This is a genomic window from Rhodothermus bifroesti (genome assembly GCF_017908595.1).
Classification (GTDB): domain Bacteria; phylum Bacteroidota; class Rhodothermia; order Rhodothermales; family Rhodothermaceae; genus Rhodothermus; species Rhodothermus bifroesti.
In genome coordinates this window covers 200,813-225,005 of record NZ_JAGKTL010000002.1, presented here as the reverse complement: position 1 = coordinate 225,005, position 24,193 = coordinate 200,813, and the positions used below count along the sequence as shown (strand labels likewise).

Sequence of the window (24,193 nt, the reverse complement as noted above, 5' to 3'; positions counted from 1 at the left end):
TTGTGCAGTAGCCTCAAGAGGCAGCATACAATGTTTTGCTCCTATGGAGTACCCCACCCAGACCAGCCTGCACGCAACCATTTATCAGGCTCTATATGAGCACACCCCCGAAGCGGTTTTAATTGCTGACCCAGAAACGGGCCAGGTTCTGGAAGCCAATCCCGCAGCCGAGCGGCTTTGGGGCTACAGCCGAGCGCAGCTTTGCAGCATGTCTGTTACAGCGCTGCATCCTCCTGAGCTAGCCGAGCATTATTGGCAAAAATTTCTGGAAACGGTAAAAATTGGCGCTGCACGTGAACGCGGCCTTTTGATTGCGCGTGCGGATGGCAGCTGGGTGCCTGTCGAAATCTTGGCTCGCGTCTTTCCGATCGAAAAGAAAAAACTGATACTAGGTATTTTCCGAGACCTGCGCGAAGAGCAAGCACTCCGCGAGGTCGAAACGCTCTATCGCGCCCTCTTTGAAACCAGCTTGGCCGGCATTTACCTCCTCCAGGGGGACAAGATTGTGCTAGCTAATCCCCAAGCCGCCGCCATTTTTGGATATACTCCAGAAGAAATCGAAGGGACGTCAGTCTTAGAACTTGTGGCAGAAGCTGATCGACCCCTTGTAATTAAAAACCTGCGCGAGCGACTCTCAGGCCAGGTCGAAGAAGCGCGCTATCGCTTCCGAGGCAAACATAAAGACGGCAGCATTCGCTACGTAGAAGTGCGCGGGCGGCGCATTATGCACAACGGTAAGCCAGCTATTTTGGGGACTGTGCTGGACGTCGACGACGAAGTACGGGCGACAGAACGCCTAAGGCAAAGCGAAGCCCGCTACCGCCGGCTCTTCGAACACAGCGTCGCCGGCTACTACCGCACCACACTCGACGGGCGCATCCTGGCTGTTAATCCTGCCCTAGCCCGCATGCTGGGATACGAGGATCCCGAAGCCCTCAACGGCCAGAGTGCTGCCATCCTCTACTTCAATCAAGCCGATCGGGAAAGCTTTATCCAAGCACTACGTCAGCAAGGTTGTCTGGTTAACTATGAGATTCAGCTGCGACGGCGAGATGGCCGTAGGCTCTGGGGCATCGAAAATGTCCACATTGTCCGAGAAGAGGATGGCACCGAGTTTATCGAAGGCACACTCATCGATCTTACCGACTTGTTTGAGCAGCGCCGCCGCTATTTGGGGCTCTACAACCACACCGAAGACGCTATTTTCTGGATTCGCGTTACCGAAGATGGGCAATTTCTGGTCGAGGCCACCAATCCTTCCCATCAGCGCAAAACAGGCCTCACGCCGGAGATGCTCTGGAACCGTCCTCTCGACCAAGTTTTGCCTCCCGAGCTGGTAGCCCATGTGATCAGCAATTATCGGCGATGCCTGGAGGCAGGCCATCCCGTCCAATACGAGGAAACGCTAGATCTACCCGCAGGACGGCGTACTTGGCTCACCCAACTTGTACCTATCCCTGACCCTGACGGTCGCATCCGACTCATTGCTGGCATTGCGCGCGACATTACCGAAATACGGCAGTTGCAGGCCTTGCTAGAAGCAGAAGGGCAATTTTTAGAACAACTTATTGCTGGGGCTTCACGGCGAGCACTGTGCACGCAGTTTTGCCATCTGGCCGAACGTTTTGTGCCTGGTGCTTTGGCCTCGGTATGGCTCTACGAAGAAGGAAAACTGCGCCTGTGTGCAGCGCCCAACCTTCCTCCGGCGTTTACGGCAGCATTTGAGGGTCAGCCCATTGGCTTTGACAACAGCCTAGGAAAGGCGCTAGCCTCTCGCCAGCCCGTCTGGACCGCCGACATCGAAAGCGATCCCTCTTGGGCCAAGCTGCGGTCGCTGCGCGGCCAAACGGGCATACGCGCCTGCTGGGCTTTACCCCTTATCGGTAGCCGCGAGGAACTCTTAGGCGTTATGGGTTTGTGTTTTGAAACAGTTCGCTCGCCAAGTGCCGATGACCAGGCCATCGCTGCCCGTCTGGCCCAGCTGGCCAGCTTGGGTATGGAAAAATCCCTGTTGCGGGAAACGCGCGAGCGCCTGGCGCGCGTAGTTGCCCAAATTTCACAAGGCGTGGCCTTAACCGATACCCGGGGCAACCTCGTCTGGGTCAATGATGCCTTCACGCGTCTGACGGGCTATACTCTTGAGGAAGTGCGTGGTAAAAACATTGAGCACCTGCTGCACGGTCCGCAAACCGACCGCGAAACACTTCGCTGCATGCGACTACGGCTGCTGCGCGGACGCGCTGCCCACGCTCGGCTTGTGCATTATCGTAAGGATGGGTCAACCTTCTGGGATGAGGTGCACATCGATTTGCTCTACGACGAGCAAGGCCAACATGTGGGTTACATTGGCCTGATGGCGGATGTGACTGAACTTGTAGAAGCCGAACGGCAGCTGGAGGAAGCCAAGGAACGTGCCGAAGAAGCTAGCCGTCTTAAGTCGGCCTTCTTGGCCAACATCAGTCATGAGATTCGCACGCCACTGACGGGCATTTTAGGCTTTGCGGAGCTCCTGGATGAAGAGCTGGCTGCTCGAGGCCAAGAAGACCTGCGCGAATTTGCTCAAATTATCGACCGCTCCGGTCGGCGACTTCTTAGCCTGCTAAACGATCTGTTAGACCTAAGCAAGATCGAAGCAAACCGGTTAGAACTTAAGCTTTGCCCTGTCGAGGTTAATGAGGTTGTGGAACAGGCTGTCCAGCTTATGCGCCCTTTGGCGGTGGAAAAGGGGCTGTCGCTAGAGCTCAGGCTAGGAAATCCGCCGCTTGCTATGGCCGACCCTGTCCGTCTCCACCAGGTAGTGGTCAACCTGCTTTCGAATGCCATCAAATTCACCGATGCTGGCTATGTACGCGTGCATACCGGAAGCCGAGACGGAAGGGTTTGGCTAGCTGTGGAGGATACCGGTTGTGGCATCGATCCGGCATTTCTACCTCATCTTTTTGAACCTTTTCGGCAAGAGCGGGAAGGCCTAACGCAGACGCACCAAGGCGTTGGTCTAGGGCTGTCGATTGCTCGCCGGTTGGTTGAGCTCATGGGAGGCCAAATCCGTGTGGTTTCGGAAAAAGGTCGCGGTACTACGTTTGAAGTGAGGCTCCCCCCTGCCCCGCTTTCAAGCCTTGCCGAAGCACAAGCTTTTGTTTAGTCAAACTGCACTTCTTGGCGCAGTAGTACAAGGGTAAACGTACTGCCCTGACCAGGGCTACTTTTAACCTCGAGCCAGCCCCCATGGGCCCGCGCGATAGCCTGGCTTACCCGAAGGCCCAGCCCCGTGCCCTGCGGTTGTGTTTCCGTAGTAGGGAAACGCAGCAGTCGCGCCTGCTCCTCTGGGGTTAGACCTTCCCCGGTATCGTGCACAGCCAAACGCACCATGGTTTCCGTGACTTCTGCGCTAAGCACTACCGTTCCGCCCGAGGGGGTATGCCGTCGGGCATTGTCGAGCAGATTGTCCAGTACGCGCCGCAGGCGGGCACCATCGGCTTCAAGGACAGGCAGCTCAGCAGGCCACGACGTTTGCAGCTTGATGCCGGCTGCTGTAAATAGCTTCCGGTGTGCGCGTGCGGTTTCTTCAAGCAGCTCGGCCAGCGGTACGGGCTCAAGGTGTAGGGGCGGTTTTGGACGCTCCAATACGCTTAGTTCAAACAAGTCTTCGATTAGCCTTCCAAGGTGCCGGCCGCGTGCTTGGACCACCTCTAGAGCAGCTTGGGTAGCCTCCAGGCGACCTGCCTCAAGGTGCCGCTGCGCCTCCTCCAGGTAGCCGAGCAGCGTAGCCAGCGGTGTGCGCAGATCGTGACCAATACCGGCAATCAGCTCGCGGCGCATACGGTCGGTTTCCTGCAAGAGGGTAACACTGCGTGCAACAGCTTCAGCCATTTCATTGACAGCGCGGGCCAGACGGCCAAACTCATCGTCCCGTGCAACAGGCAACCGAGCGCTCAGGTCTCCTGCGCCTAGTCGCTGCACTTCGGCCACCACCTGTCTAAGGGGCTTCAGCAGTGCGCGGGTGAACAAGGCTCCCAGCAGCAGCGCTAGCAAGACAGCTGCTGCCAGCGTTAGCGCCAAGGCGCGATAGTAGGCTGCCTGTGTTCCTGAAAGCTCTCGTGCCAACGACCGCCTCAGTGGTGCTACCAGTACGCTACCTGCGCGCCGCCCGTCTAGGCGGTACAGCGGAGCCAGCGCCCAACCGTCGCCCTCAAGCTGCACAACCACTTCATCGGCACGCAGCCAGGAGGCCACCTCAGACGGTAAAACGGGCAAAGTGTTTGGATAAGGCCCAAACAGCTCAGAATCAGGCCAGATAATGGTTACCAAATGTCCCAGCGAGTCCAGCAGCAACACCGGATCTGGGAAGCGCGCGCTCAGGTCGAGCTGCACCGGAAGCGGCAGATGCGCCAAGTCAGCCCTGTCAAGATCTACGCGCTGCTCGATTTCTTCAGCCAGGGCATCTAACCGTAGGCGAATACCTGCTGCGGCAAGCCCCAGGCTACGCGTGCGGGCAAAGTAAGCGCTCAGCCCCACAGCCAGCAAAGCAACCAGCACCTGGGCGCCGCTCAGCAGCAGCGCAACCCGGCCAAACACAGAGCGTCGCCAAAAGCTCATGCCTCTTCTTCGGCCTGGAACTTGTAGCCCACGCCCCAGACCGTCCGAATATAGCGCGGCGAGCCGGGCAGCGGTTCAATTTTAGCACGCAGACGCTGCACGTGCGAATCGACGGTGCGGGCATATCCTGGATAATCAATACCCCACACCTCCCGTAGAAGCTGCAGCCGTGTGAACGGACGGTCGGGATGCCGCGCCAAAAAACAAAGCAGGTCAAACTCTCGAACGGTCAAATGCACAAGCTGCTCGTCACGCCAAACTTGCCGCCGCACGGGATCGATCCGCAAGCTGCCAAACACAAGCGGCTCTTCTACTGTTGCTTCGCGGTCGAGCTGTAATCGCCGCAGCCCAGCGCGAACACGTGCCACCAGCTCGTTTAGGCTAAACGGCTTGGTGACGTAATCGTCTGCTCCTACCTCTAATCCAACAACCCGGTCAAGCTCGCTCGACCGCGCTGTGAGCATAAGCACATAAACTGCCGGATAACGCACTCGAAGCCGGCGACATACTTCTAAACCATCCATACCGGGCAGCATCAAGTCCAGTATGATCAAGTCCGGCACTGCTCGGGCAACCTCTTCTAAGGCCGCTTCGCCACAAGCCACGGCCTTTACTGCATACCCTTCAGTCTGCAGGCGCTCGACGAGGAGCGTTCGTAGCGCTTCGTCGTCTTCAACAATAAGGAGCTGCGCAGCCATAGCAAGCCCTTCAGCGTTGCATCTAAGGTAGCATCGTTTCAAACGAAAAAAATGCTCCCGCGATGACAAAAAAGTGTACTTTTGCCACATATTGGCAACATCTTGCCAGGCCAGCTATCGATAAAGGAAGTAGCTGGCCTAGACCGTTTGCTTATGCGCGCGCGTCGTTTGTGTCTGGCTGGAATGCTTTTTCTATGGCTAGGCCCTGGTCTTTATGCGCAGGGCCTCCCAGCGGATACGCTTATGGAGCGCTGGCTGCACGCGCAGCGGCAAGCGTGGAGCCGCTGGCAAGCACTGCGCGTGACGCTTGAAATCCACCGTAAACTGGACAGTCCTTTTGGCGTGCGTCGCTGGCAGATCGCCGCTGAAGCGTACTTGGAGGCCGATGTCATGGGCTGGCAAGTACGCTCCCTTGACATCAACAATCGGGTACCTACGCCACCAGTCCCTGCCTTTGCTGAAGCCGAGCTCCACGCACTGGCCCATGTGATGCCTCTGCGCAATGCTTGGACACGCTGGCTAGCGCACGCTCCGGCAATCGCTGACACCGTTGAGGCTGCGCCCTGCTGGCGCGTCGAACTGCACCCTCCTGGCCCTAGTCCTGCCGAGCGTGCTACGCTCTGGTTTGCGCAACAGGATGGACGGCTGCTACAGAGCCGCTTGCTCGTGCGCTGGCGACCTGCTGCTCCCCCTAGGGTTATTCTGACTCGGTTTACACGTCTGCATGGGCTGGATCTGCCCCAGTACCGCTACATCGAATGGATGCATCCAATGCGTCGCCGCATGCGTCGCTACACCATGCTCATCACGCAAGAAGTGTACTATCGCGACTATCGCTTGGAAGCTGCGGGAACCCGTTAGCGCCACCAGCGCGTTTGGAGGGCCATGCTGACGTTTCATGAGGTCATCGACGCTTTACGCCAGCGGCTCCAAGGCCCTTTGCCTGGCACACAGGCGCAACTGACGATGGCGCCAGCCCACCGTCAAGATCCTGAGCAGTTTCGGGCTGAGCGCAAAATGTGCCAAGAAGCTGCTGTGCTAGTGCCCATCTACCCTGAGCTATCGCACCCCATGGTGCTACTGATTGTGCGTCCGGCGAATCTCAAAGCCCATGGAGGGCAGATTAGCTTTCCAGGAGGCCGGCGCGAAGCCGATGAACCCCTCTGGCAAACCGCTTTGCGCGAAACCGAAGAAGAACTGGGCATCTTGGCCACAAGCATCACGCTGCTAGGCGCCTTAACGCCGCTTTATATTCCTGTATCCCATTTTTGCGTCTATCCGTTTGTAGGCAGCCTCCAGGCCCTTCCTCCCCTTAAGCCTTGCCCAGAGGAAGTTGCAGCAGTGCTCCGGGTACCGCTGGAGCGGCTACTGGATCCTCATGCGCAACGGTGTGAGCTTTGGGATATCCGAGGGCAGCGCACGCAGGTCCCGTTTTTCGAGGTCGAATCGCATCGCATCTGGGGTGCAACCGCCATGATCCTTGCGGAACTTCTGGCGCTGCTGCGTGACTTATCGCACATTCATATGGCCAATTCTACGTAGTCTTGCTTAATTGCCAAACTTGCATCGGCTTACTTTTTTAGGAGAAAGTTTTCTCCAACAAAGCGCCGTTGCTGTATGACGACCGCCTTTGCCTGGAATGCCACGCACACGGCCCATGCAGAAACCGGACATGTGGAGCGACCGGAACGCCTGGAAGCAATCCGAGAGCGCTTGACCACTGCGCAGCTATGGGACCGGCTAGCGCTTCAGCAGCCTCTTCCTATAGATTGGGAAATTATTCGCTTGGTACACCGACGCACCTACATTGAACGCTTGCAGCAAGCAGTAGCGCATGCTCCTCTCCGACTCGACGTCGACACTTATCTACAGCCAGGTAGCTTAGAAGCTGCGCTGGAAGCTGTGGGTGCACTTCTAGCCGTTACGCAAGCCGTACTTGAAAGGCGGGCCAGCAATGGCTTTGCGGCGGTTCGTCCCCCAGGTCATCATGCAACGCCTGACCGGGCCATGGGCTTTTGCCTGTTTTCGAACGTAGCTATTGCTACACGTTGGGTGCAGCAAACCTTTGGTGTTGAGCGCGTGGCTATTGTGGATTTCGACGTCCATCATGGCAACGGCACGCAGGAAGTCTTTTACGAAGATCCGAATGTGCTTTTTCTGAGTGTGCATCAGTTTCCCCATTATCCTGGCACGGGTCGGGCCGAGGAAATCGGTACCGGACGTGGCCGTGGCACTACCGTAAACGTGCCGCTTCCGGCTTATACCGGAGACGAGGGCTACCTAGAGGCTTTTCGACGCCTGTTAGGCCCTGTAGTACGCCGCTTTCGGCCTGAGGTGATTTTTCTTTCGGCTGGATACGATGCCCACTGGCGCGATCCGCTAGGGTCCATGCAGCTCAGCGTAACAGGCTACGCTGCCCTGGTTTATGAGCTCATGGAATGGGCCGATGCCTGTTGCGACGGCCGCCTAGTGGCAGCGCTTGAGGGCGGCTACGACCTTGAAGCTTTAGCAGCCTGCGTAGAAGCCACCCTAGTGCGCTTGCAGGATCCCTTAGCACCCATCGCTGATGCCTTGGGTCCCTCACCCCACGAGGCTGTCGACGTACGCGACCTGCTCTACGAGCTCAGGCTACTGCATCACGTAGCCTGAAGACTTTTAGCTTAAATGGGCCAAAAACGTTTTCCAGGGCGTAGCAGGCATAGTTTCGGTTGTGGCTCGTGCCAATGCTCGAATGAGCATGGCTGCACGCTCCACTTCCTTTTGATCAGCAGCTTCCACAATGTCTACAATGTCAAAACGCCCCAGCGTCACGTAGCTTTCTTTCCAGGTTACGCCGGGACAGCGCTTTTGGATTTCTGAAGAGACGCGTTCAGCCAGTTGCCGAAACTCGTTAGGATCTCTGAATGCATCGGGGCCCAGCCGCGTGAAGATGAGATACGTTGCCATGGTCATCCCTTTTACGTTTTTAAAGCATGAAAGAAATGCCGTAGCGTAGGGCTGCAAAGGATCGCTACACAAAGGCTTTACAAGCTTTAGACACCAAGTATGTGGCCCAAAGTTTCACTTTAGCGTGCGGTCAAAGTAACGCTAAAATCGCTACTTTTGAGCCCCCTACCCCCTTCCCAAAGTTCAAAGCCGGTTTCTACAGCATGCAGATACCACGTTGGGCTGATGTAGCCGCGCGCTACCGCATCGTCAATAAAAGCTTTTAGGTCGAGCTGGGTCACTTCCGTGACGGGTGTTGTACGCCGGTAGGCGATGTAGTTCCAGTCCCAATCGGCAAACCATACTTCCCAGGTAGCGCCGGCCAGAGAGACGGTCGCTACCCGATTTCCCCCTGGCATCACGTTACCTCGCCAGTTGAGCCAAATCATGAGTTCAGCCCCGCCGCTATAGCCATTTGTTGAAGTAAGCGACGGGCTAAACCAAAGGTCGTAGGCAGCATTCCAGCGACCTGAGCTAATGGGTGTAAGTCTCCAGTTGCTTTGAAGCCTGGAGATCGCCTCAACCCGAAGGGGTAGGCCCGACTGGCTCGTGCAAGCGCCCCAATGGCATCCTAAATAGATGGCTGGATAGGCAGCTACATTATCGCCGTTGCTGTGCTCAGCCCGCGTAAGGATAAAGTTGCCCGTTTCCAAGCCTATTTCAATACACTGCGCTGTTTCGGCGCCCCATACATTGTTGATCACCCGATAGCGGCCTCCGGCGACATCCCGTGAGCCCCACCGATCGCATACTGTAGCCGTGGGCTCATCTTCTGCTTGGGGGTTAGATTCATTTTTCTCTGGGAACAGCAGGCTGCATCCTGCTAGAAATCCGATCAGGAAAAGCGTCCAGTAAAAGTGCTTCATCGCCTTGCCTCAAATAAAAAAGGGACCGTTTAAGGTATGCACGGTCCCTTTTTCAAAGCAAGTGGCATAAAGTTAATCTCCCTCCGGCCAATCATCGGTTCGAAACGGAGAGGCTGGCAGACCAGCTCGGTTGAAAAGCACTGCGCGCGGCGCGTTCGACCAGCCATAGCGCACAGCCTGGGGATTAGGGACGTTTGGATTCCAGACAACCAGTGTGCTGCCTTCGATGCGCACGTGGGCGGGATAAAAGACGCGGTCAGCTCCGGCAATAACGAAGGCGTTCCGATCAGCAGTTGGTCGCAGTAGCAAGCCTTCGTCAGCATAGCGAAAGTAAAGCCGAATGCGATTGCCCTCGCGTACCATGCGCTCATAGATGGGTCCGGAGAAGGTAATGCCTTCAAAGCCGTAGGTATTCGCCAGCGCCCATCTTGCTAGGCGTTCTCCCACTTCTCGTTTGCGGGCAGGGTGAATGTTGCGCTCGTCGCCCACGTCGATGGTTACAACCATACCGGTATAGGGCACGCTAAGCATGGTGCGTAGCTGTGCTTCGCGCAGGCGTTGGGAGCGTGCCTGTGGGCCGTAGTCGTACGGAGCAATTTGTACAAAGTAGAATGGGAATTCGCCTAGATCCCAGTGTTCGCGCCAGCATTGAATGAGCGTAGGAAAGAGCCGTTCGTACTGGCCGGCACGCCCTACGTTTGATTCACCTTGGTACCAGATAGCACCGCGCATGCTGAATGGAATGAGTGGAGAAATCATGCCGTTAAAGAGCGTACTAGGCGTACTAGGCCCAAGAGGAACTGGCAGTTTGGGCCTGCCGGCGTAGCTAAGTGCGCCTCTGCCAAAAACATAAAGCCGACGTCCTACCAGTTCAGCCACGGGCAGATAACGCCAAGGCCCAGCTAGCGACAAGGCTGCCTCTGGCTGATTTTTGGGATAGAGTCGAAGCTGTTTAGGGCTTCCCCAGAGACCACCACCGCCCTGGGTGTCGATAACGCGCACGGCGACCAGGTTCTGGCGCTTGACCAGCTCAGGTGGAATGCGGTAGCGACGGGGCGTTTCCCAATAGCCTAGCTGTTGGTAGCCGCCTACTTGCTGCCCGTTAAAATAGGTGCGGTCCATATCATCTATGGGTCCGAGCTCCAAGATGAGCTCGTGGCCTATCCAGTTTTCAGGGACTTCAACGGTTTTCTGGAACCAGACCACGCCGTCGAAGGCCCCTAGCGCTGTATCTTCCCAGCGGCTAGGAAGGGTCATTGTGAGCGTATCGCTAAGCGGTGTGTGGGCATGGAGGGCATCATTTAGCTCGAGTGTGGACCAGAAAGTGGTATCCGAGGGCACTTCGCGCTGCTCAAGCCGGGCGCGCCAGGCTTCCAGTTCGCGGAGTATTGGTTCGGCTGCTTCTAAACGAGCAATAAGGTCTTGAAAGTCAGGCAGTTTGCGTAAGTGTTCGCGGTCAACCCAGGCTTCGGCGGGTGTACCTCCCCAGCTGCTTAGGATGAGCCCGATTGGGACGCCTAAGGCTTCATGAAGCCTATGGCCAAAAAAATAGGCTACTGCGCTGAAGGTAGGGAGCGTCTCTGAAGAACAAATTTGCCAGGTGTTATTGAACGTTTCCTGAGGTGTTAAAGCTACAGTATGTTCTACGGTAAGCAACCGAATGGAAGCGCAGTTGGCTTGCAGAATGGTTTCGGTTGCTCCTAAGACGGAATCGTTGGGTGACCAACCGGCGACGCGAGGGACGAGCGGCATTTCCATATTAGACTGCCCTGAGGCGAGCCAGACTTCCCCAATAAGCACATCTCGCAGGATTAAGGTATTAGACCCTGCTTGCACTTCCAGGGTATAAGGTCCTCCAGCTTCAAGAGGGGGCAATGTAGCCATCCATCGACCGTTGGCATCGGCTTGGGCTTGCACTTCGAGGGTGTCGAGGCGTATGAGGAGGGCTGTCTGCGGTGTTGCCCAACCCCAGACACGTATGGGCTGCTGGCGTTGTAGCACCATATGATCTGCAAAGATAGGTGCCAAGCGTAGCTGTTGGACATTGCTTCTGCAGCCTCCAACTACTGTGACACCTAGAAGAGCTAGCCCCCAGATAGCGTTTCTCATATTTTCTTAGATTAGTCCGCCTAATAATGATCATTTCAATATTACGAATCACAAATCCCAGTCCCACTAAATCACAATTCTTTCACTTGCTTTCATTCCAATGCCATAAAGATTGCGATTATTTCTGGGAACGGCTCCTCGATTTCAATACCACAAAGGTGCGATTATTTCTGCCGGGATTATGCAGAATGTAGTCAGCGACAACAGATTTCAATACCACAAAGGTGCGATTATTTCGGACATTGGTGGACGCGGGCGTTTGAGGCCGCCTCCATTTCAATACCACAAAGGTGCGATTATTTCATCTTTGTTGACAATGAAATGTCCAACGATGTCCGTATTTCAATACCACAAAGGTGCGATTATTTCTGTTGTCTATATAGAGCGTCCTTCTCCGCGGTATTTATTTCAATACCACAAAGGTGCGATTATTTCCCCAGCGGCCCTGGGGGGAGGCAGGGGGGAGGGGGGATTTCAATACCACAAAGGTGCGATTATTTCCCGAGGGCCTTGTTTTGATCTACCGACTCTTCCATCATTTCAATACCACAAAGGTGCGATTATTTCACTATGGGCATCATTTTCCTTGATCGCAAGCACGCTGATTTCAATACCACAAAGGTGCGATTATTTCTCCAAACGGTCAAACGAACGACAACCGTTTGAATACATTTCAATACCACAAAGGTGCGATTATTTCTTGGAGGCCATTGAGGATGGCGTGAATGCCGCCATCCATTTCAATACCACAAAGGTGCGATTATTTCGGCCCTGGCAGTTTTTGTCTGACCTTATAAAATAAATTTCAATACCACAAAGGTGCGATTATTTCGCTATGCCCTGGGTCAGACGGCCCTCATCAAGCGTGTATTTCAATACCACAAAGGTGCGATTATTTCCGTCGCTACTATCTGCGCAGGCACGTGCGGCGCACTATTTCAATACCACAAAGGTGCGATTATTTCACGACGCCACGCGCGCCCGGGTTGCTGCGCTCAGCCATTTCAATACCACAAAGGTGCGATTATTTCGCACGCTAATCGAGGGGCGAAGCCACACGACGATTCATTTCAATACCACAAAGGTGCGATTATTTCACCTCTATCGCGTCGGCGCCGACGCGCCGAGCGCCGATTTCAATACCACAAAGGTGCGATTATTTCTCCTCCAGAGCCCGAGCGCTCTGCTGCAGCGCTACCATTTCAATACCACAAAGGTGCGATTATTTCCTGCCTGGACGCGGGAGACCGAGACCGCCGCCGGCCATTTCAATACCACAAAGGTGCGATTATTTCTGAATGTGCCGATAAAAGCCGTCATGCTCGAGGCGATTTCAATACCACAAAGGTGCGATTATTTCCAATGCGGCCATCGGCGTCTCGTACCGCCCCCTCCGATTTCAATACCACAAAGGTGCGATTATTTCTAGTTGTTCTGAAAATCAACATTTGCGATCAAACTAATTTCAATACCACAAAGGTGCGATTATTTCCCGGCATGGAGGACCAACCGGTTCTTAGCCTCGCCTATTTCAATACCACAAAGGTGCGATTATTTCTTCGATAAACGAAAACGTGTAGTTCACTTACATCATAATTTCAATACCACAAAGGTGCGATTATTTCCGCTGGAGGACGTGGTGGTCCGAGTCGAGGACGCCAATTTCAATACCACAAAGGTGCGATTATTTCTACGTTTACGTTTAATTATAAAAGTTACTACTTATGTATTTCAATACCACAAAGGTGCGATTATTTCTTCAAGGTGCGCGTCGACGGGCGCCACATTCTCTTATTTCAATACCACAAAGGTGCGATTATTTCTCGGTGATAAAAGCGCTTCCATTCGAACGATCTCTTTATTTCAATACCACAAAGGTGCGATTATTTCTCAAGCATACGCGCCACCTTCCGAGCGCTCGGCTTATTTCAATACCACAAAGGTGCGATTATTTCCACCCTGGAGCCCCCGCATCCAGGCATACGTGCACAATTTCAATACCACAAAGGTGCGATTATTTCATATATAAGCGTTAAATATACTTTACATAATGCAGAATTTCAATACCACAAAGGTGCGATTATTTCCTTTATATTGCGCGCAAGTACCGAAAGTATGGGTACATTTCAATACCACAAAGGTGCGATTATTTCTTTGATCTATGTTTAACGTTTCTTCTTCCCAAATGAAATTTCAATACCACAAAGGTGCGATTATTTCAAATGGCCGTGCCCGGCAATTAAAAAGAGCTTTAAAAATTTCAATACCACAAAGGTGCGATTATTTCTCTCCGTTTGGTTGATAGATAGTAGCAATATAAAACAGATTTCAATACCACAAAGGTGCGATTATTTCTTGAACAGCGCGGCGAGCACTGCGAACATCATCCCAATTTCAATACCACAAAGGTGCGATTATTTCGATGCGCAATGTTTCTTTGATTAACATTTTGTCTATATTTCAATACCACAAAGGTGCGATTATTTCAAAAACGCGTTAGTAATTACACGCTTCCCCTCCTCAATTTCAATACCACAAAGGTGCGATTATTTCTCGATGAGGAGAAGAAGAAACGCCTCGGGCGCGCCGATTTCAATACCACAAAGGTGCGATTATTTCCAGTTTTGGATCCACGATGCCACGCAAAAACACGTACATTTCAATACCACAAAGGTGCGATTATTTCCGACGATCCAAGTGCATCTCCGCGCGTTTTATGGCTATTTCAATACCACAAAGGTGCGATTATTTCCTTTTCAAATTCGCAGACCAACGCAGCCCGCAATTCGATTTCAATACCACAAAGGTGCGATTATTTCATTAATAAGCTCCGCTGAGTTGTTCCGCCCGACAGAATTTCAATACCACAAAGGTGCGATTATTTCGAGGTACCGGCAAACGTGCGTCGCTACTATCTGCGCATTTCAATACCACAAAGGTGCGATTATTTCCAGCGCCTGTTGTACCTCCGGCGCCTCGAGTTCACTTATTTCAATACCACAAAGGTGCGATTATTTCTTAAAGCCCCGCCGGCGAAGCGATTTTGCGATGCTTGAATTTCAATACCACAAAGGTGCGATTATTTCCAACCCTGTCGAGGAGCTCTTGGCTGAAGAGTCAGCCATTTCAATACCACAAAGGTGCGATTATTTCAACTCATCAACTTAACCCCTCACCCTGTCGTGCTTTATTTCAATACCACAAAGGTGCGATTATTTCCGGCATACGCCTCTTTTCGGACCCGCTCCCAAAGCCCATTTCAATACCACAAAGGTGCGATTATTTCCGGACTTGATGGCTGAAATTTTGAAGGAGTTTGCTATTTCAATACCACAAAGGTGCGATTATTTCCGAGTTGGGCCAGGCCCGGCTGGGCCGCCGCACCCCTATTTCAATACCACAAAGGTGCGATTATTTCCACAGCGCAGCTGGTGGGTGGCGCTTCAACCCAGCAATTTCAATACCACAAAGGTGCGATTATTTCACTAAAATGCGCATTATGTACATAACTCACCACGTAATTTCAATACCACAAAGGTGCGATTATTTCCGGGACTCTGGAAGGTGCCGGTAGATCGGATCGCACATTTCAATACCACAAAGGTGCGATTATTTCTCCGCTTACCATCCCGGCGGGATCGCTGATCATTCTGACATTTCAATACCACAAAGGTGCGATTATTTCCTTTTGCAGGAGAAACGAAAAGCGTGGCCGTAACCGATTTCAATACCACAAAGGTGCGATTATTTCCCATCGCATAGATCCTGAGAGACCAGCAGCGTCTCTATTTCAATACCACAAAGGTGCGATTATTTCCTCGACGTGGCGCAGCACGTCTTCGGCGCCGAGCTGGTATTTCAATACCACAAAGGTGCGATTATTTCCAGATCTCGAGCCACGCCATGTGAGCGTGATCGTGCATTTCAATACCACAAAGGTGCGATTATTTCTTCTTTGCGCGTCTGAATGAAAGCCGTCTCTCCGGTATTTCAATACCACAAAGGTGCGATTATTTCTTCTGGCTTGTTAGCGTACAACGCAGTGATGACTACAATTTCAATACCACAAAGGTGCGATTATTTCTACGCAAAGCTAGTTCAAAAATAGACCATCGAGCTTATTTCAATACCACAAAGGTGCGATTATTTCCGATATTCATGAGCGAACGTTGTATTACTTACGTTCATTTCAATACCACAAAGGTGCGATTATTTCGACGTTTCCACCCCCAAAAGAGAGTGGAAAAAGTCTATTTCAATACCACAAAGGTGCGATTATTTCCGATAGGGTCGTGGAGTGGTTGATCAAATAAAACAAATTTCAATACCACAAAGGTGCGATTATTTCAAGGCTGTTGCTTCACTTAAGCTTTGCTCCCACGAAATTTCAATACCACAAAGGTGCGATTATTTCCGAGGTAGGGCGTATCGAGATACTCCACATCAGTTATTTCAATACCACAAAGGTGCGATTATTTCCGCTTCAAGGGGTAGTTGAGGCTTATTACGGCGACGAATTTCAATACCACAAAGGTGCGATTATTTCACGATCTTCAGTGAATGGGAAGAAATCCTCGAGGGACATTTCAATACCACAAAGGTGCGATTATTTCCGCCGTCTTCTCCGAACGCATAGGTGCTGTAGAAAAATTTCAATACCACAAAGGTGCGATTATTTCTCCTGCGGGGAGCTGCAGGTGAAACCCTTTCTGCCATTTCAATACCACAAAGGTGCGATTATTTCCGGGATCTCGTCGCTATCTGCCTCGCTGATCGTAAATTTCAATACCACAAAGGTGCGATTATTTCCGGTGCCGACGATACGACTCCGCAAGTGCTTGAATAATTTCAATACCACAAAGGTGCGATTATTTCTGGTGTTCCGCGTTGCCCAACCGCCACGACTCGAAAATTTCAATACCACAAAGGTGCGATTATTTCTCTTCCGTCAACGATATACGCCGACCCGCCCAACGAATTTCAATACCACAAAGGTGCGATTATTTCATTTACGTTACGACCGCGCATACCATCAACAACGGCATTTCAATACCACAAAGGTGCGATTATTTCCAATAGCATTCCAACCGTCGCGTCAAGACGTGAAGAATTTCAATACCACAAAGGTGCGATTATTTCTAGACGAATTTAACACTGCGTCGACGGACGTTTTAGATTTCAATACCACAAAGGTGCGATTATTTCCCAGCGCCTCAAAGAGCAAAATCAGCTATTCTTAGGGAATTTTAAGCGGTTTTCAGGAACATGTCAAGACCACAACGTCGTCGACCTACAGTTCACTCTTAAACCCCGGCTGATCGACGACTTGATTTAAGACAAACAAAAACAATATTTTATTAAAAAAGAAATACAACTTGCCTCTTTTGCTATCCTCCAAAGATTGCCAACGGATAAGACTCGACGCCACCTTGAATAGTCCTAATCTTTAATTCTCAAGTACATAGATCGAAGAAAAATTGCGCGCTAGTTGGCCATAATCTAGGCCATATCCAATTACAAACTGATTGGGGATCCTAAAGCCTACATAATCTAGGGGCACTTCAACCCGTGTGGCCTCTGCCTTATGGAGTAAAGCTACTGTCGCCAGTGAAGCCGGCTCGTGCGCTTTGAGCCGCTCCAGCATAAACTGCATGGATAAACCCGTATCCACAATATCCTCGACAACCAACACATGTCGGTTTCGAATATCCGCATCAATTTTCTTGAGCTCATAAACTTGACCGCTGGAGACTTTCTCAGCCCCATATGAAGACAACTTCAAAAAATCGACCTCGCAGTCAATCGTGATAGCCCGAATCAGATCAGCTAAAAACACAAAAGCACCATTCAGCACGCCAATTAAGATAGGCCGCTTACCTGCATAATCCCGACTAATTTCTTGCCCTAACTCAGCTACGCGTCTCTGAATCGTTGCCGCATCCAAAAAAAGCCGAAACCGCTCACCGTGACATTCTACCACTTCTGGAACCGCATGAGAAAAAAACGTGCAAGCCATACCTAAGCCGTCTTTGCTTAATCATCTTTCCTCTGTTGGAATATAACAATCTGGCCTTCGTTTAGACATAAATCTTTTCAAGAGAGCAAACCGAAAGCGAAGTACTTAGTCTTCGATAGGGGTAAACTGAAGTTGGGCGATGTGCACCGTCTCTGGGCGCACACGAAACGGCTCCGCAAGGCGATATCCTGCTACCCACACAATCTCCTCCCCTTGGCATACCACGTAGCTATGAGCACGCCGATCCACAGGCACGCGCAAATCGGTCAGCAAATCGCTCACTTTTTTATGTCCCTGCATTCCTAGCGGCTGCAGCCGATCACCAGGCTTCCAGCGTCGCACCCAAAGCGGCCATTGAAGCCGATCGGCATCCACATACACTACTTGAGGCGTTCCGGCATTCAAGCAAGCAGGCTTTTGAGAAAGAAGCACGGCCTCGAAAACACCTCCTTCAAGCACAAGCGGCCTTCCCGGCTCCAGCATACCCTCTTCGCTTATGGACGCAGCCGGGGCGCAACGCCGAAAACGCAATCCCTTCCGGTCACGCCAGATCGTTCCTTGGGGCAGCTTGAGTCGCCGGCCAGGCTGCGCCTCGAGTAGTCGAAGTACCTGCCAGGCCAAGCGCCGGTGACGCGGCGCGCCAGGCAACCATCGCTTGAGCGCCTCTAAGATCAATCGCTGCTGCCATACCCTAGGCATTGCCGCAAGCGCTTCTTGGCGTAAGTATCCCCCGACTGCATCAGACTCGGAGGCGCTCAGCCAGTGCTGCATAAGCACCTGAACAAACGTACTCTGCCAGTAAGCACGCAACAGCTCAGCGGTGTGCGCCAAGCGCTCAGCCACGTTAGGCCCAAAATGCTGCCGAAGCAAAGGCAACACCACCTGGCGCACCAGCACTCGACGATAGTTCAGGGAGGTGTTGCTCACGTCTTCGCGCCACGATAGTCCTTTAGCACGCGCCCAAGATTCGATTTCCGCGCGCGTTACGCTAAGCAACGGTCGCACTAGGCGCAACTTCTGACCGACCTCGAACGGTCTGACCGGTGCCATGCCAATCAGGCCTTCTAGACCACTACCCCGTAGCAAATTCAGCAATAGGGTTTCGGCCTGGTCATCCTGATGGTGCCCAACGGCAACAGCTTCGATACCTTCACGCTGCGCCACGCGGGCAAAAAACGCATAGCGCACACGGCGTGCAGCCGCCTGAATCGAACCGCCCCGCACTTTGGCTTTAAGATTTAGCCGCGCAACACGGATGGGGATTCGATACTGGCGACAAAGTGCGCGCACAAACGCTTCATCAGCATCAGAATCCGCACCCCGTAGTTTATAGTTCACATGCGCCACAATAAGACTGTAGCCTAGCTGGCGCAACACTTCGAGCAGCACTACCGAGTCGACACCTCCACTTACACCTACCAGCAGTCGCTCTCCGGGGCGAAGCAAGCCGTGCAGCTCAATAAAACGTCGAACTTTTTCGACTAGCATGCGGCACTTGAAGCTACAAGCACTACTGCCTTAAGAACGACCAAAACGCCGATCGAGCTCCTCCAGCGTAATACGCACCATGGTAGGCCGGCCGCTGGGAGAGGCATAAGGCATGTCGCAAAGGAAGAGCTGATCAATAAGGGTGCGCATTTCATGCTCGCTCAAGCGTGCGCCTGGCCGAATAGCATTGCGACGGGCCATGCTGCGGGCTAGGTTTTCCCGACTTGGAAGTCGCAAGGCCTGTTGCGCTTTGTATTGATCAAGCAGGTCAGCAAGCATCGTACGCTCGTCACCCGGACGAATCCCATCGGGAACGCCACGTACCACCACAGTTCTGCCACTAAACAGCTCCAGATCAAACCCTAAAGCCCGAAGCTCAGGCAGCAGTTCTTCCAGTAAGGTAAAATCCGCTGGGTTGAACTCAAGCGTTTGTGGGAAAAGCAGTTGCTGAGAAAGCCCAAAGCCGCTTTCTAGGCTACGCAAAGCGCGCTCATAAAGGATGCGCTCGTGTGCTGCATTTTGATCGATCAGCAGTAGGCCTGAGCGAATCTGCGTAAGAATATACCGATCATGTACCTGCCACAGCAGCGTATCGTGCTCGGGGGTTTCGCCTTCAGCCTCAGGATGAATGCTAGAGGGGAGCAGCTGGGCCGTTTCCGGTTCAGGTGCAGGAGCGTCATAAATGCCTTGACGAATTTCTCCGGGCACCATAGAGGCACCTTTCAAAGGTTGCGCTAGCGATACCCAAAGAGGCTGTGCCGCCTGGGGTTCAAGTTGGGGTATGCGTTCAGCCATACCCAGTGCCCGACGCACAATAGCCCGCAGCACGCCGTAAAGTCCACGTTCATCATCGAACTTCACTTCAGCTTTGGTTGGATGCACGTTGACATCGACATGCCGCGGATCTAGCTCAAGGAACAGCACAAAAAATGGATGCGCTCCTTCCGGTAGGAGTTGCTCATAGCTGCTAGAGACCGCATGCTCTAAGTAGCGATGCCGCACCCAGCGATGGTTGACAAAAAAGAACTGTTCTCCCCGGCTTCTGCGATAGAGTTCAGGCCGCCCTAGGAATCCCCGCACTGTAAGATAACTGGTAGCTTCATCGACAGGAATGAGCTCTAGGGCGTATTCAGGGCCGAAAAGTGCTCCAATGCGACGCCGAAGGCGCTCACCAGGCGAAGGGTCCGTCTCCGCAGACAGGCGATAGATTTCAACATCGTCATGTATCAAAGTAAATCCTACCTCAGGGTGTGAAAGCGCCAGCACCTGAAAGATTTCAATAACATGTTTGAATTCCGTAGCCGACGATTTCAGAAAATTGCGGCGGGCAGGTACGTTGTAAAACAGGTTGCGTACAGCCACCGAGGTGCCGTCGGCACTTGCGCAGGGCTCAGCTGCAAGCTGTTTGCCCCCTTCGATCTGCACCCGGAAGCCTACTGGATCGCTGCGGCGCTTGGTTTTTAGTTCAACACGGGCTACGGCTGCAATCGAAGCCAGCGCTTCACCTCTAAAGCCCAACGTTCGGATGCGCGTCAGGTCTTCGATCGTGCGAATTTTACTTGTGGCGTGGCGCTCAAAGCATCGGCAAGCGTCGACAGGACCCATACCGCACCCATCGTCGATCACCTGCACGAGCGTCTTTCCCGCATCTTTGAGCACAATGGTGATCTCTCGAGCACCGGCATCCAGCGAATTTTCAACCAGCTCCTTGACAACCGAGGCAGGACGCTGCACCACCTCCCCGGCAGCAATCTTGTTGGCCAGGGACTCCGGCATAACCCGAATGAGGCCATCTGGCTCCGCTGCCTCAGACAGGAGATGAAAGTCGCTTTTTTCCACGCCTACTGCTTGCTCGTTTGGTTAGCCCAGTGCATTGTATACATACAACGCAATAAGTAGCAAAATAAGAAAGTAAATCAGGCTCCGTGGATGGCGTCGCTTAGAAAGCGCGCGGCGTTCGATACGCAAGCGGCGTCGCAGCCGCTCTTCTCGCTCTGGGTTGTAATAACGCGGCTCATAGGAAAAACGCCGCGGCGCCCTACGCTCTGGGAAAAAGATACCCATTACGTGCTCATGGCCATTTAACGTTGAAATTTATACAGGGGCAATCATGGGCCGTTCCATAGGTTATCCGTAAAACCCGACCACCCACCGCAAGTAGCAATAAATCAGTGGTGCAACCACCAGCAAAGCGTCAAAACGGTCCAGCACGCCCCCATGTCCGGGCAACAGATTGCTCGAGTCTTTTACCCCAGCTGCGCGCTTGAGTTGACTCTCGGCCAGGTCTCCCAAAGGACCTACGGCGCCGCACAAGATGCCCAGCACAAGCATGTGGGGCCAAGCCAGAAAGTCTACTGCCCAAAGCTTCCACCCTATGGCTACGAGCAAGGCACCAGCCAGTCCGCCTGCAGCACCTTCCCATGTCTTGTTTGGAGAAATGCGCGGCGCCAGCGGGCGTCGGCCCCAAAGCCGCCCCACAACATAAGCAAACGTGTCGGTAGCCCAGATGATAACGAATAGCCCCAGTGTTAGCCAAAAAGCTTGGGGTGCCTCTGGACCTGGGTGTAAGCGCAACGCCAGCAACGCGCCAAACAAGCCAGCTGGATAGACGGCCCCGAAGAGCGTTGCAACCAAACGTAGCGGCATCTCTAAAGCGGGCTTGCGAAAGGGCGCACGTACCAGTAGCCCTACACCCCAGACGATGGCTAGCGGCAAAGCAGCCGGCCATACCGGCAAAAGCGTTAACAGCATCCCCAGCACAAAACCACCACTTCGGTAAGCAGGCAGGCCAACGCGTGCCAACAGCTGGTAGCACTCTGCCATACCTGCAACAGACAAAACGAGCACCATCAGGACAAAAACTTGCCCCCCTAGCCAAAGGCTTCCAATAAGCAAGGGGATCCCTGCGAGCGCCGTAACGACCCGCAACAGCAAGTTCGAAGCAGTCGCTGATGCGCGCTTATGCTTCGGCATCGGGAGTATCCGGATCTGCCGTTGATGCAGCACGGCCGGCTTCTTCAGCGGCGCGGCGCAGCGCTGCTTCATCTACAGGTGTCTCCAACAGGCGGCGAGCTGCTTCAGCAAACGCTACAGGCACGTGCACGCTTACCTGTGCCAAGCTGCCCACATTGAGGTTAAAAACATGATCTCGCTGCGTGAAAACCACGGCAGGAATGCCAGCGTCGTCTAGCCGATCCCGCACCATGTCAGCTTCATAGTCGGTGCTGCAGCGAAACACCTCGATCCAGTCACGCTTCATCGCTGATGCCCATAGATGTCGAGGAATGCTGAGACTTTTGAAGCACATAGACCACTAGGCCAAAGCCAATCAATCCGGCCACTACCATATACCAGGGGACGGCCCAGGCCTCTATCGCTTGCCACGTTATCCCCCGCTGACGTGCGAACATAGCCAAAAGCACCGAAAAAGCATTATTGGCTAAATGCACAATCACCGCAATCCAAAGACTTCCACTTTTCCAAACCAAATAGGCCAAATAGATCCCCAGCAAGCAAAGCGGTAGCACCTGCGTCAGGCGCAAATGGTAAAACCCAAAAACCAAACCCGAAAACACAATTCCTCCAACTATCCCCAGGCCACGCTCAGCCTGACGCTGCACATAGCCCCGAAAAAGCACCTCCTCGCAAAAGGCTGGGACTACAGCCAGCATCAGTAGATTAGGTATCAGGCCAAGACCCCCTTCCAAAGCAGCCATGATCAAAGCCATTTGCAGCTCGTCGAATGCCCGCAATGCTTCGGGTAGGGGCAACGCCGCATTTACCTGCCCCAACCACTGCACCACCGGCAGGAGGCAAATCCATCCTAGCAGGGCCCAAACCACGGTATAGGTCGATAGGGACCGCAGGCGCAGGAATCGATCAACCTGGGAGGTGTGCAGCCGCGCAAGCACCAACGCTGGCAGTGCCAAGCCCAAAAGCTGGCCTGCTGTGTTTGCTGCAAGCAGCATTCCCGGCCAGCGACGCATGAGCCCAGGCAAATCCATCAAGGCTTCCGGCGGCTCTCCTGCCCATACAACCCCCATCATCAACGCTAAAGGACTGATAACCAGCTGAAAAAGCACAAATGCCAAAAACAAGGCAAGTACGGCCGTCAGCAACGGCGGCCACTGCGCCCGTTCAAAAGGCCCGTTAAGCCAGGTTGTAGAAGGCATTGTCTTATCACACATAGCTCGTTAGGGGGAAAGATACGACAGAACCAAACCTAAACGTTTAGGGAACGCGTTCCCAGACCGTAGCGTACGCACGCTTTAGCATGCGCATTCACCACGAATGCATAGATTTCCCCACGGCTAGCTGCTATATTTAGCCTTCAGCAAAAGCGCCCGTAGCTCAGGGGACAGAGCACCAGCCTCCGGAGCTGGGTGTCGCAGGTTCGAATCCTGCCGGGCGCACAAGGCCGATCGGTACAGATCGGCTTTTTGTATTTTCAAGTAAACCCAATCTTGCTAGAGCCATGCGCCTGCTAATCTTGAGCAGCCTTTTGATTTTGGTCACCACAGCTGCTGCAGCACAAGACACGCTTTGGACGCCCTTGTTTAACGGCAAGGATCTGAACGGATGGCAGCACGTAGGCGAAGGACGCTTTGTTGTAGAGAACGGTCTGCTCAAAACCGAAGGGGGCATGGGCCTGCTGTGGTATACAGGCCGGAAATTTGGCAACGTGGTCATCCGGGTCGTTTACAAAAACCCAGAAGGCAAAAACTCCGGCGTGTTTATTCGCATTCCTGAGCCTCCTACGGAACCCTGGATGCCCGTAAATCGCGGCTATGAGGTGCAAATCGACGACCACGGTGACGACTATCATTGCACGGGCGTGCTTTACTCACTCACCCAGGCTAAGGCGCGCCCAAGCAAGCCAGGTGAGTGGAATGTGATGGAGATCACGCTCGACGGCCCCCGCACCGTTGTGCATGTAAATGGCGTATTGGTAACCGACTATACCGAAGGCGATCCCGTTCCCCCCAAGAAAATTTGGTATGAACCCGACCGCGGCCCGCGCCCCTTGGAAGGCTATATCGGCCTGCAAAATCACGGTCCCGAAGATGTGGTGTATTTCAAAGAAATCAGCGTGCGGCCGCTATCTCATCCGTAACCGGTAACATGCGCCGATAAGCTGTGTAAGCTTGCGCCAAAGACGCATATTTTTGGACCGGGGCGCTTGCATTTTGAATTCGGCTTGAAGTTGAGCGTAGCAAGGAGAAGCGCCTCATGGAACACCCCAATAAACGTCTGGCGCAGGCTTTTCGGCAGCTTTCTGCGCAGTTAGAAGAGTTATCCCAACGTCTTCAGGTGGTTTCAGACCGAATGGGCTGGATTGCCTACCGCCACTTTAACCAGCCTTTTGGGGATGGGGACATGGCCTGCCGCATCTGGGTTCGGTTTCGGCAATACACCACGCGAAACTGAATGCTTAA

18 protein-coding genes, 1 tRNA gene and 1 CRISPR repeat array are annotated in these 24,193 nt (G+C 53.2%); of the genes, 7 read left to right on the top strand and 12 right to left on the bottom strand.

The window, feature by feature from the left end:
* The first annotated feature begins 43 nt into the window (after window positions 1-43).
* Window positions 44-3,142, top strand: a complete 3,099-nt coding sequence (locus tag J8E65_RS04680) for a PAS domain S-box protein (RefSeq protein WP_210374244.1) — start codon at window positions 44-46, stop codon at window positions 3,140-3,142.
* Here the strand turns inward: J8E65_RS04680 and J8E65_RS04675 are convergent.
* Together J8E65_RS04675 and J8E65_RS04670 are read right to left on the bottom strand one after the other, a co-directional pair.
* Entirely contained in the window at window positions 3,139-4,596 is a 1,458-nt protein-coding gene (locus J8E65_RS04675) for a sensor histidine kinase (RefSeq protein ID WP_210374243.1), read from the bottom strand. The genes J8E65_RS04680 and J8E65_RS04675 overlap by 4 nt on opposite strands.
* The gene (locus J8E65_RS04670) at window positions 4,593-5,294 is read right to left on the bottom strand and encodes a response regulator transcription factor (protein ID WP_210374242.1); all 702 of its coding nucleotides are present in this window, start codon (window positions 5,292-5,294) and stop codon (window positions 4,593-4,595) included. Before J8E65_RS04670 ends, J8E65_RS04675 begins: the two co-directional genes overlap by 4 nt.
* A gap of 153 nt (window positions 5,295-5,447) precedes the next feature.
* Between J8E65_RS04670 and J8E65_RS04665 the strand changes: the two genes are divergently transcribed.
* From J8E65_RS04665 to J8E65_RS04655, 3 genes are all read left to right on the top strand, one after another.
* Window positions 5,448-6,155 carry a hypothetical protein gene (locus J8E65_RS04665; protein ID WP_210374241.1) on the top strand — a complete coding sequence of 236 codons (708 nt, stop codon included), beginning with the start codon at window positions 5,448-5,450 and terminating at the stop codon, window positions 6,153-6,155.
* 24 nt (window positions 6,156-6,179) lie between these two features.
* A complete protein-coding gene (locus J8E65_RS04660) occupies window positions 6,180-6,836 on the top strand; it encodes an NUDIX hydrolase (protein ID WP_210374240.1) in 657 nt (218 codons plus the stop codon).
* A gap of 75 nt (window positions 6,837-6,911) precedes the next feature.
* Complete coding sequence (locus tag J8E65_RS04655; protein WP_210374239.1) at window positions 6,912-7,943, top strand: histone deacetylase family protein; 1,032 nt, start codon at window positions 6,912-6,914, stop codon at window positions 7,941-7,943.
* Window positions 7,944-7,949: 6 nt separating this feature from the next.
* On the opposite strand, the gene J8E65_RS04650 is transcribed toward J8E65_RS04655, so the two are convergent.
* From J8E65_RS04650 to J8E65_RS04605, 10 genes are all read right to left on the bottom strand, one after another.
* A complete protein-coding gene (locus tag J8E65_RS04650; RefSeq protein WP_210374921.1) occupies window positions 7,950-8,240 on the bottom strand; it encodes a GYD domain-containing protein in 291 nt (96 codons plus the stop codon).
* 119 nt (window positions 8,241-8,359) lie between these two features.
* Window positions 8,360-9,145, bottom strand: a complete 786-nt coding sequence (locus J8E65_RS04645; RefSeq protein WP_210374238.1) for a GH12 family glycosyl hydrolase domain-containing protein — start codon at window positions 9,143-9,145, stop codon at window positions 8,360-8,362.
* Window positions 9,146-9,217: 72 nt separating this feature from the next.
* Complete coding sequence (locus J8E65_RS04640; RefSeq protein WP_237181665.1) at window positions 9,218-11,149, bottom strand: sialate O-acetylesterase; 1,932 nt, start codon at window positions 11,147-11,149, stop codon at window positions 9,218-9,220.
* 246 nt (window positions 11,150-11,395) lie between these two features.
* A CRISPR array of direct repeats spans window positions 11,396-16,459; the repeat unit is 30 nt; unit sequence ATTTCAATACCACAAAGGTGCGATTATTTC.
* A gap of 241 nt (window positions 16,460-16,700) precedes the next feature.
* A complete protein-coding gene (gene hpt / locus J8E65_RS04635; RefSeq protein ID WP_210374236.1) occupies window positions 16,701-17,270 on the bottom strand; it encodes a hypoxanthine phosphoribosyltransferase in 570 nt (189 codons plus the stop codon).
* Between the two features lie 105 nt (window positions 17,271-17,375).
* A complete protein-coding gene (gene tilS / locus J8E65_RS04630; RefSeq protein WP_210374235.1) occupies window positions 17,376-18,758 on the bottom strand; it encodes a tRNA lysidine(34) synthetase TilS in 1,383 nt (460 codons plus the stop codon).
* A 30-nt stretch (window positions 18,759-18,788) separates the two neighbouring features.
* Window positions 18,789-20,597, bottom strand: a complete 1,809-nt coding sequence (gene mutL / locus J8E65_RS04625; protein ID WP_341481740.1) for a DNA mismatch repair endonuclease MutL — start codon at window positions 20,595-20,597, stop codon at window positions 18,789-18,791.
* 21 nt (window positions 20,598-20,618) lie between these two features.
* The gene (locus J8E65_RS04620; protein ID WP_210374234.1) at window positions 20,619-20,822 is read right to left on the bottom strand and encodes a hypothetical protein; all 204 of its coding nucleotides are present in this window, start codon (window positions 20,820-20,822) and stop codon (window positions 20,619-20,621) included.
* A gap of 63 nt (window positions 20,823-20,885) precedes the next feature.
* The gene (locus tag J8E65_RS04615) at window positions 20,886-21,731 is read right to left on the bottom strand and encodes a phosphatidate cytidylyltransferase (RefSeq protein WP_210374233.1); all 846 of its coding nucleotides are present in this window, start codon (window positions 21,729-21,731) and stop codon (window positions 20,886-20,888) included.
* Window positions 21,718-22,017 (bottom strand): putative signal transducing protein, encoded by a 300-nt coding sequence (locus J8E65_RS04610; RefSeq protein WP_210374232.1) that lies wholly within the window; start codon window positions 22,015-22,017, stop codon window positions 21,718-21,720. The genes J8E65_RS04615 and J8E65_RS04610 overlap by 14 nt, the downstream gene beginning before the upstream one ends.
* Window positions 22,007-22,930 (bottom strand): CPBP family intramembrane glutamic endopeptidase, encoded by a 924-nt coding sequence (locus tag J8E65_RS04605; RefSeq protein WP_210374231.1) that lies wholly within the window; start codon window positions 22,928-22,930, stop codon window positions 22,007-22,009. Before J8E65_RS04605 ends, J8E65_RS04610 begins: the two co-directional genes overlap by 11 nt.
* Before the next feature lie 167 nt (window positions 22,931-23,097).
* On the opposite strand from J8E65_RS04605, the gene J8E65_RS04600 reads away from it, so the two are divergent.
* The 3 genes from J8E65_RS04600 to J8E65_RS04590 all read left to right on the top strand — a co-directional run bounded on the left by J8E65_RS04600 (window position 23,098) and on the right by J8E65_RS04590 (window position 24,185).
* Window positions 23,098-23,170: transfer RNA gene (locus J8E65_RS04600), tRNA-Arg, on the top strand.
* A 62-nt stretch (window positions 23,171-23,232) separates the two neighbouring features.
* The gene (locus tag J8E65_RS04595) at window positions 23,233-23,871 is read left to right on the top strand and encodes a 3-keto-disaccharide hydrolase (RefSeq protein WP_210374230.1); all 639 of its coding nucleotides are present in this window, start codon (window positions 23,233-23,235) and stop codon (window positions 23,869-23,871) included.
* Window positions 23,872-23,987: 116 nt separating this feature from the next.
* Entirely contained in the window at window positions 23,988-24,185 is a 198-nt protein-coding gene (locus J8E65_RS04590) for a hypothetical protein (RefSeq protein ID WP_210374229.1), read from the top strand.
* Window positions 24,186-24,193: the final 8 nt, after the last annotated feature.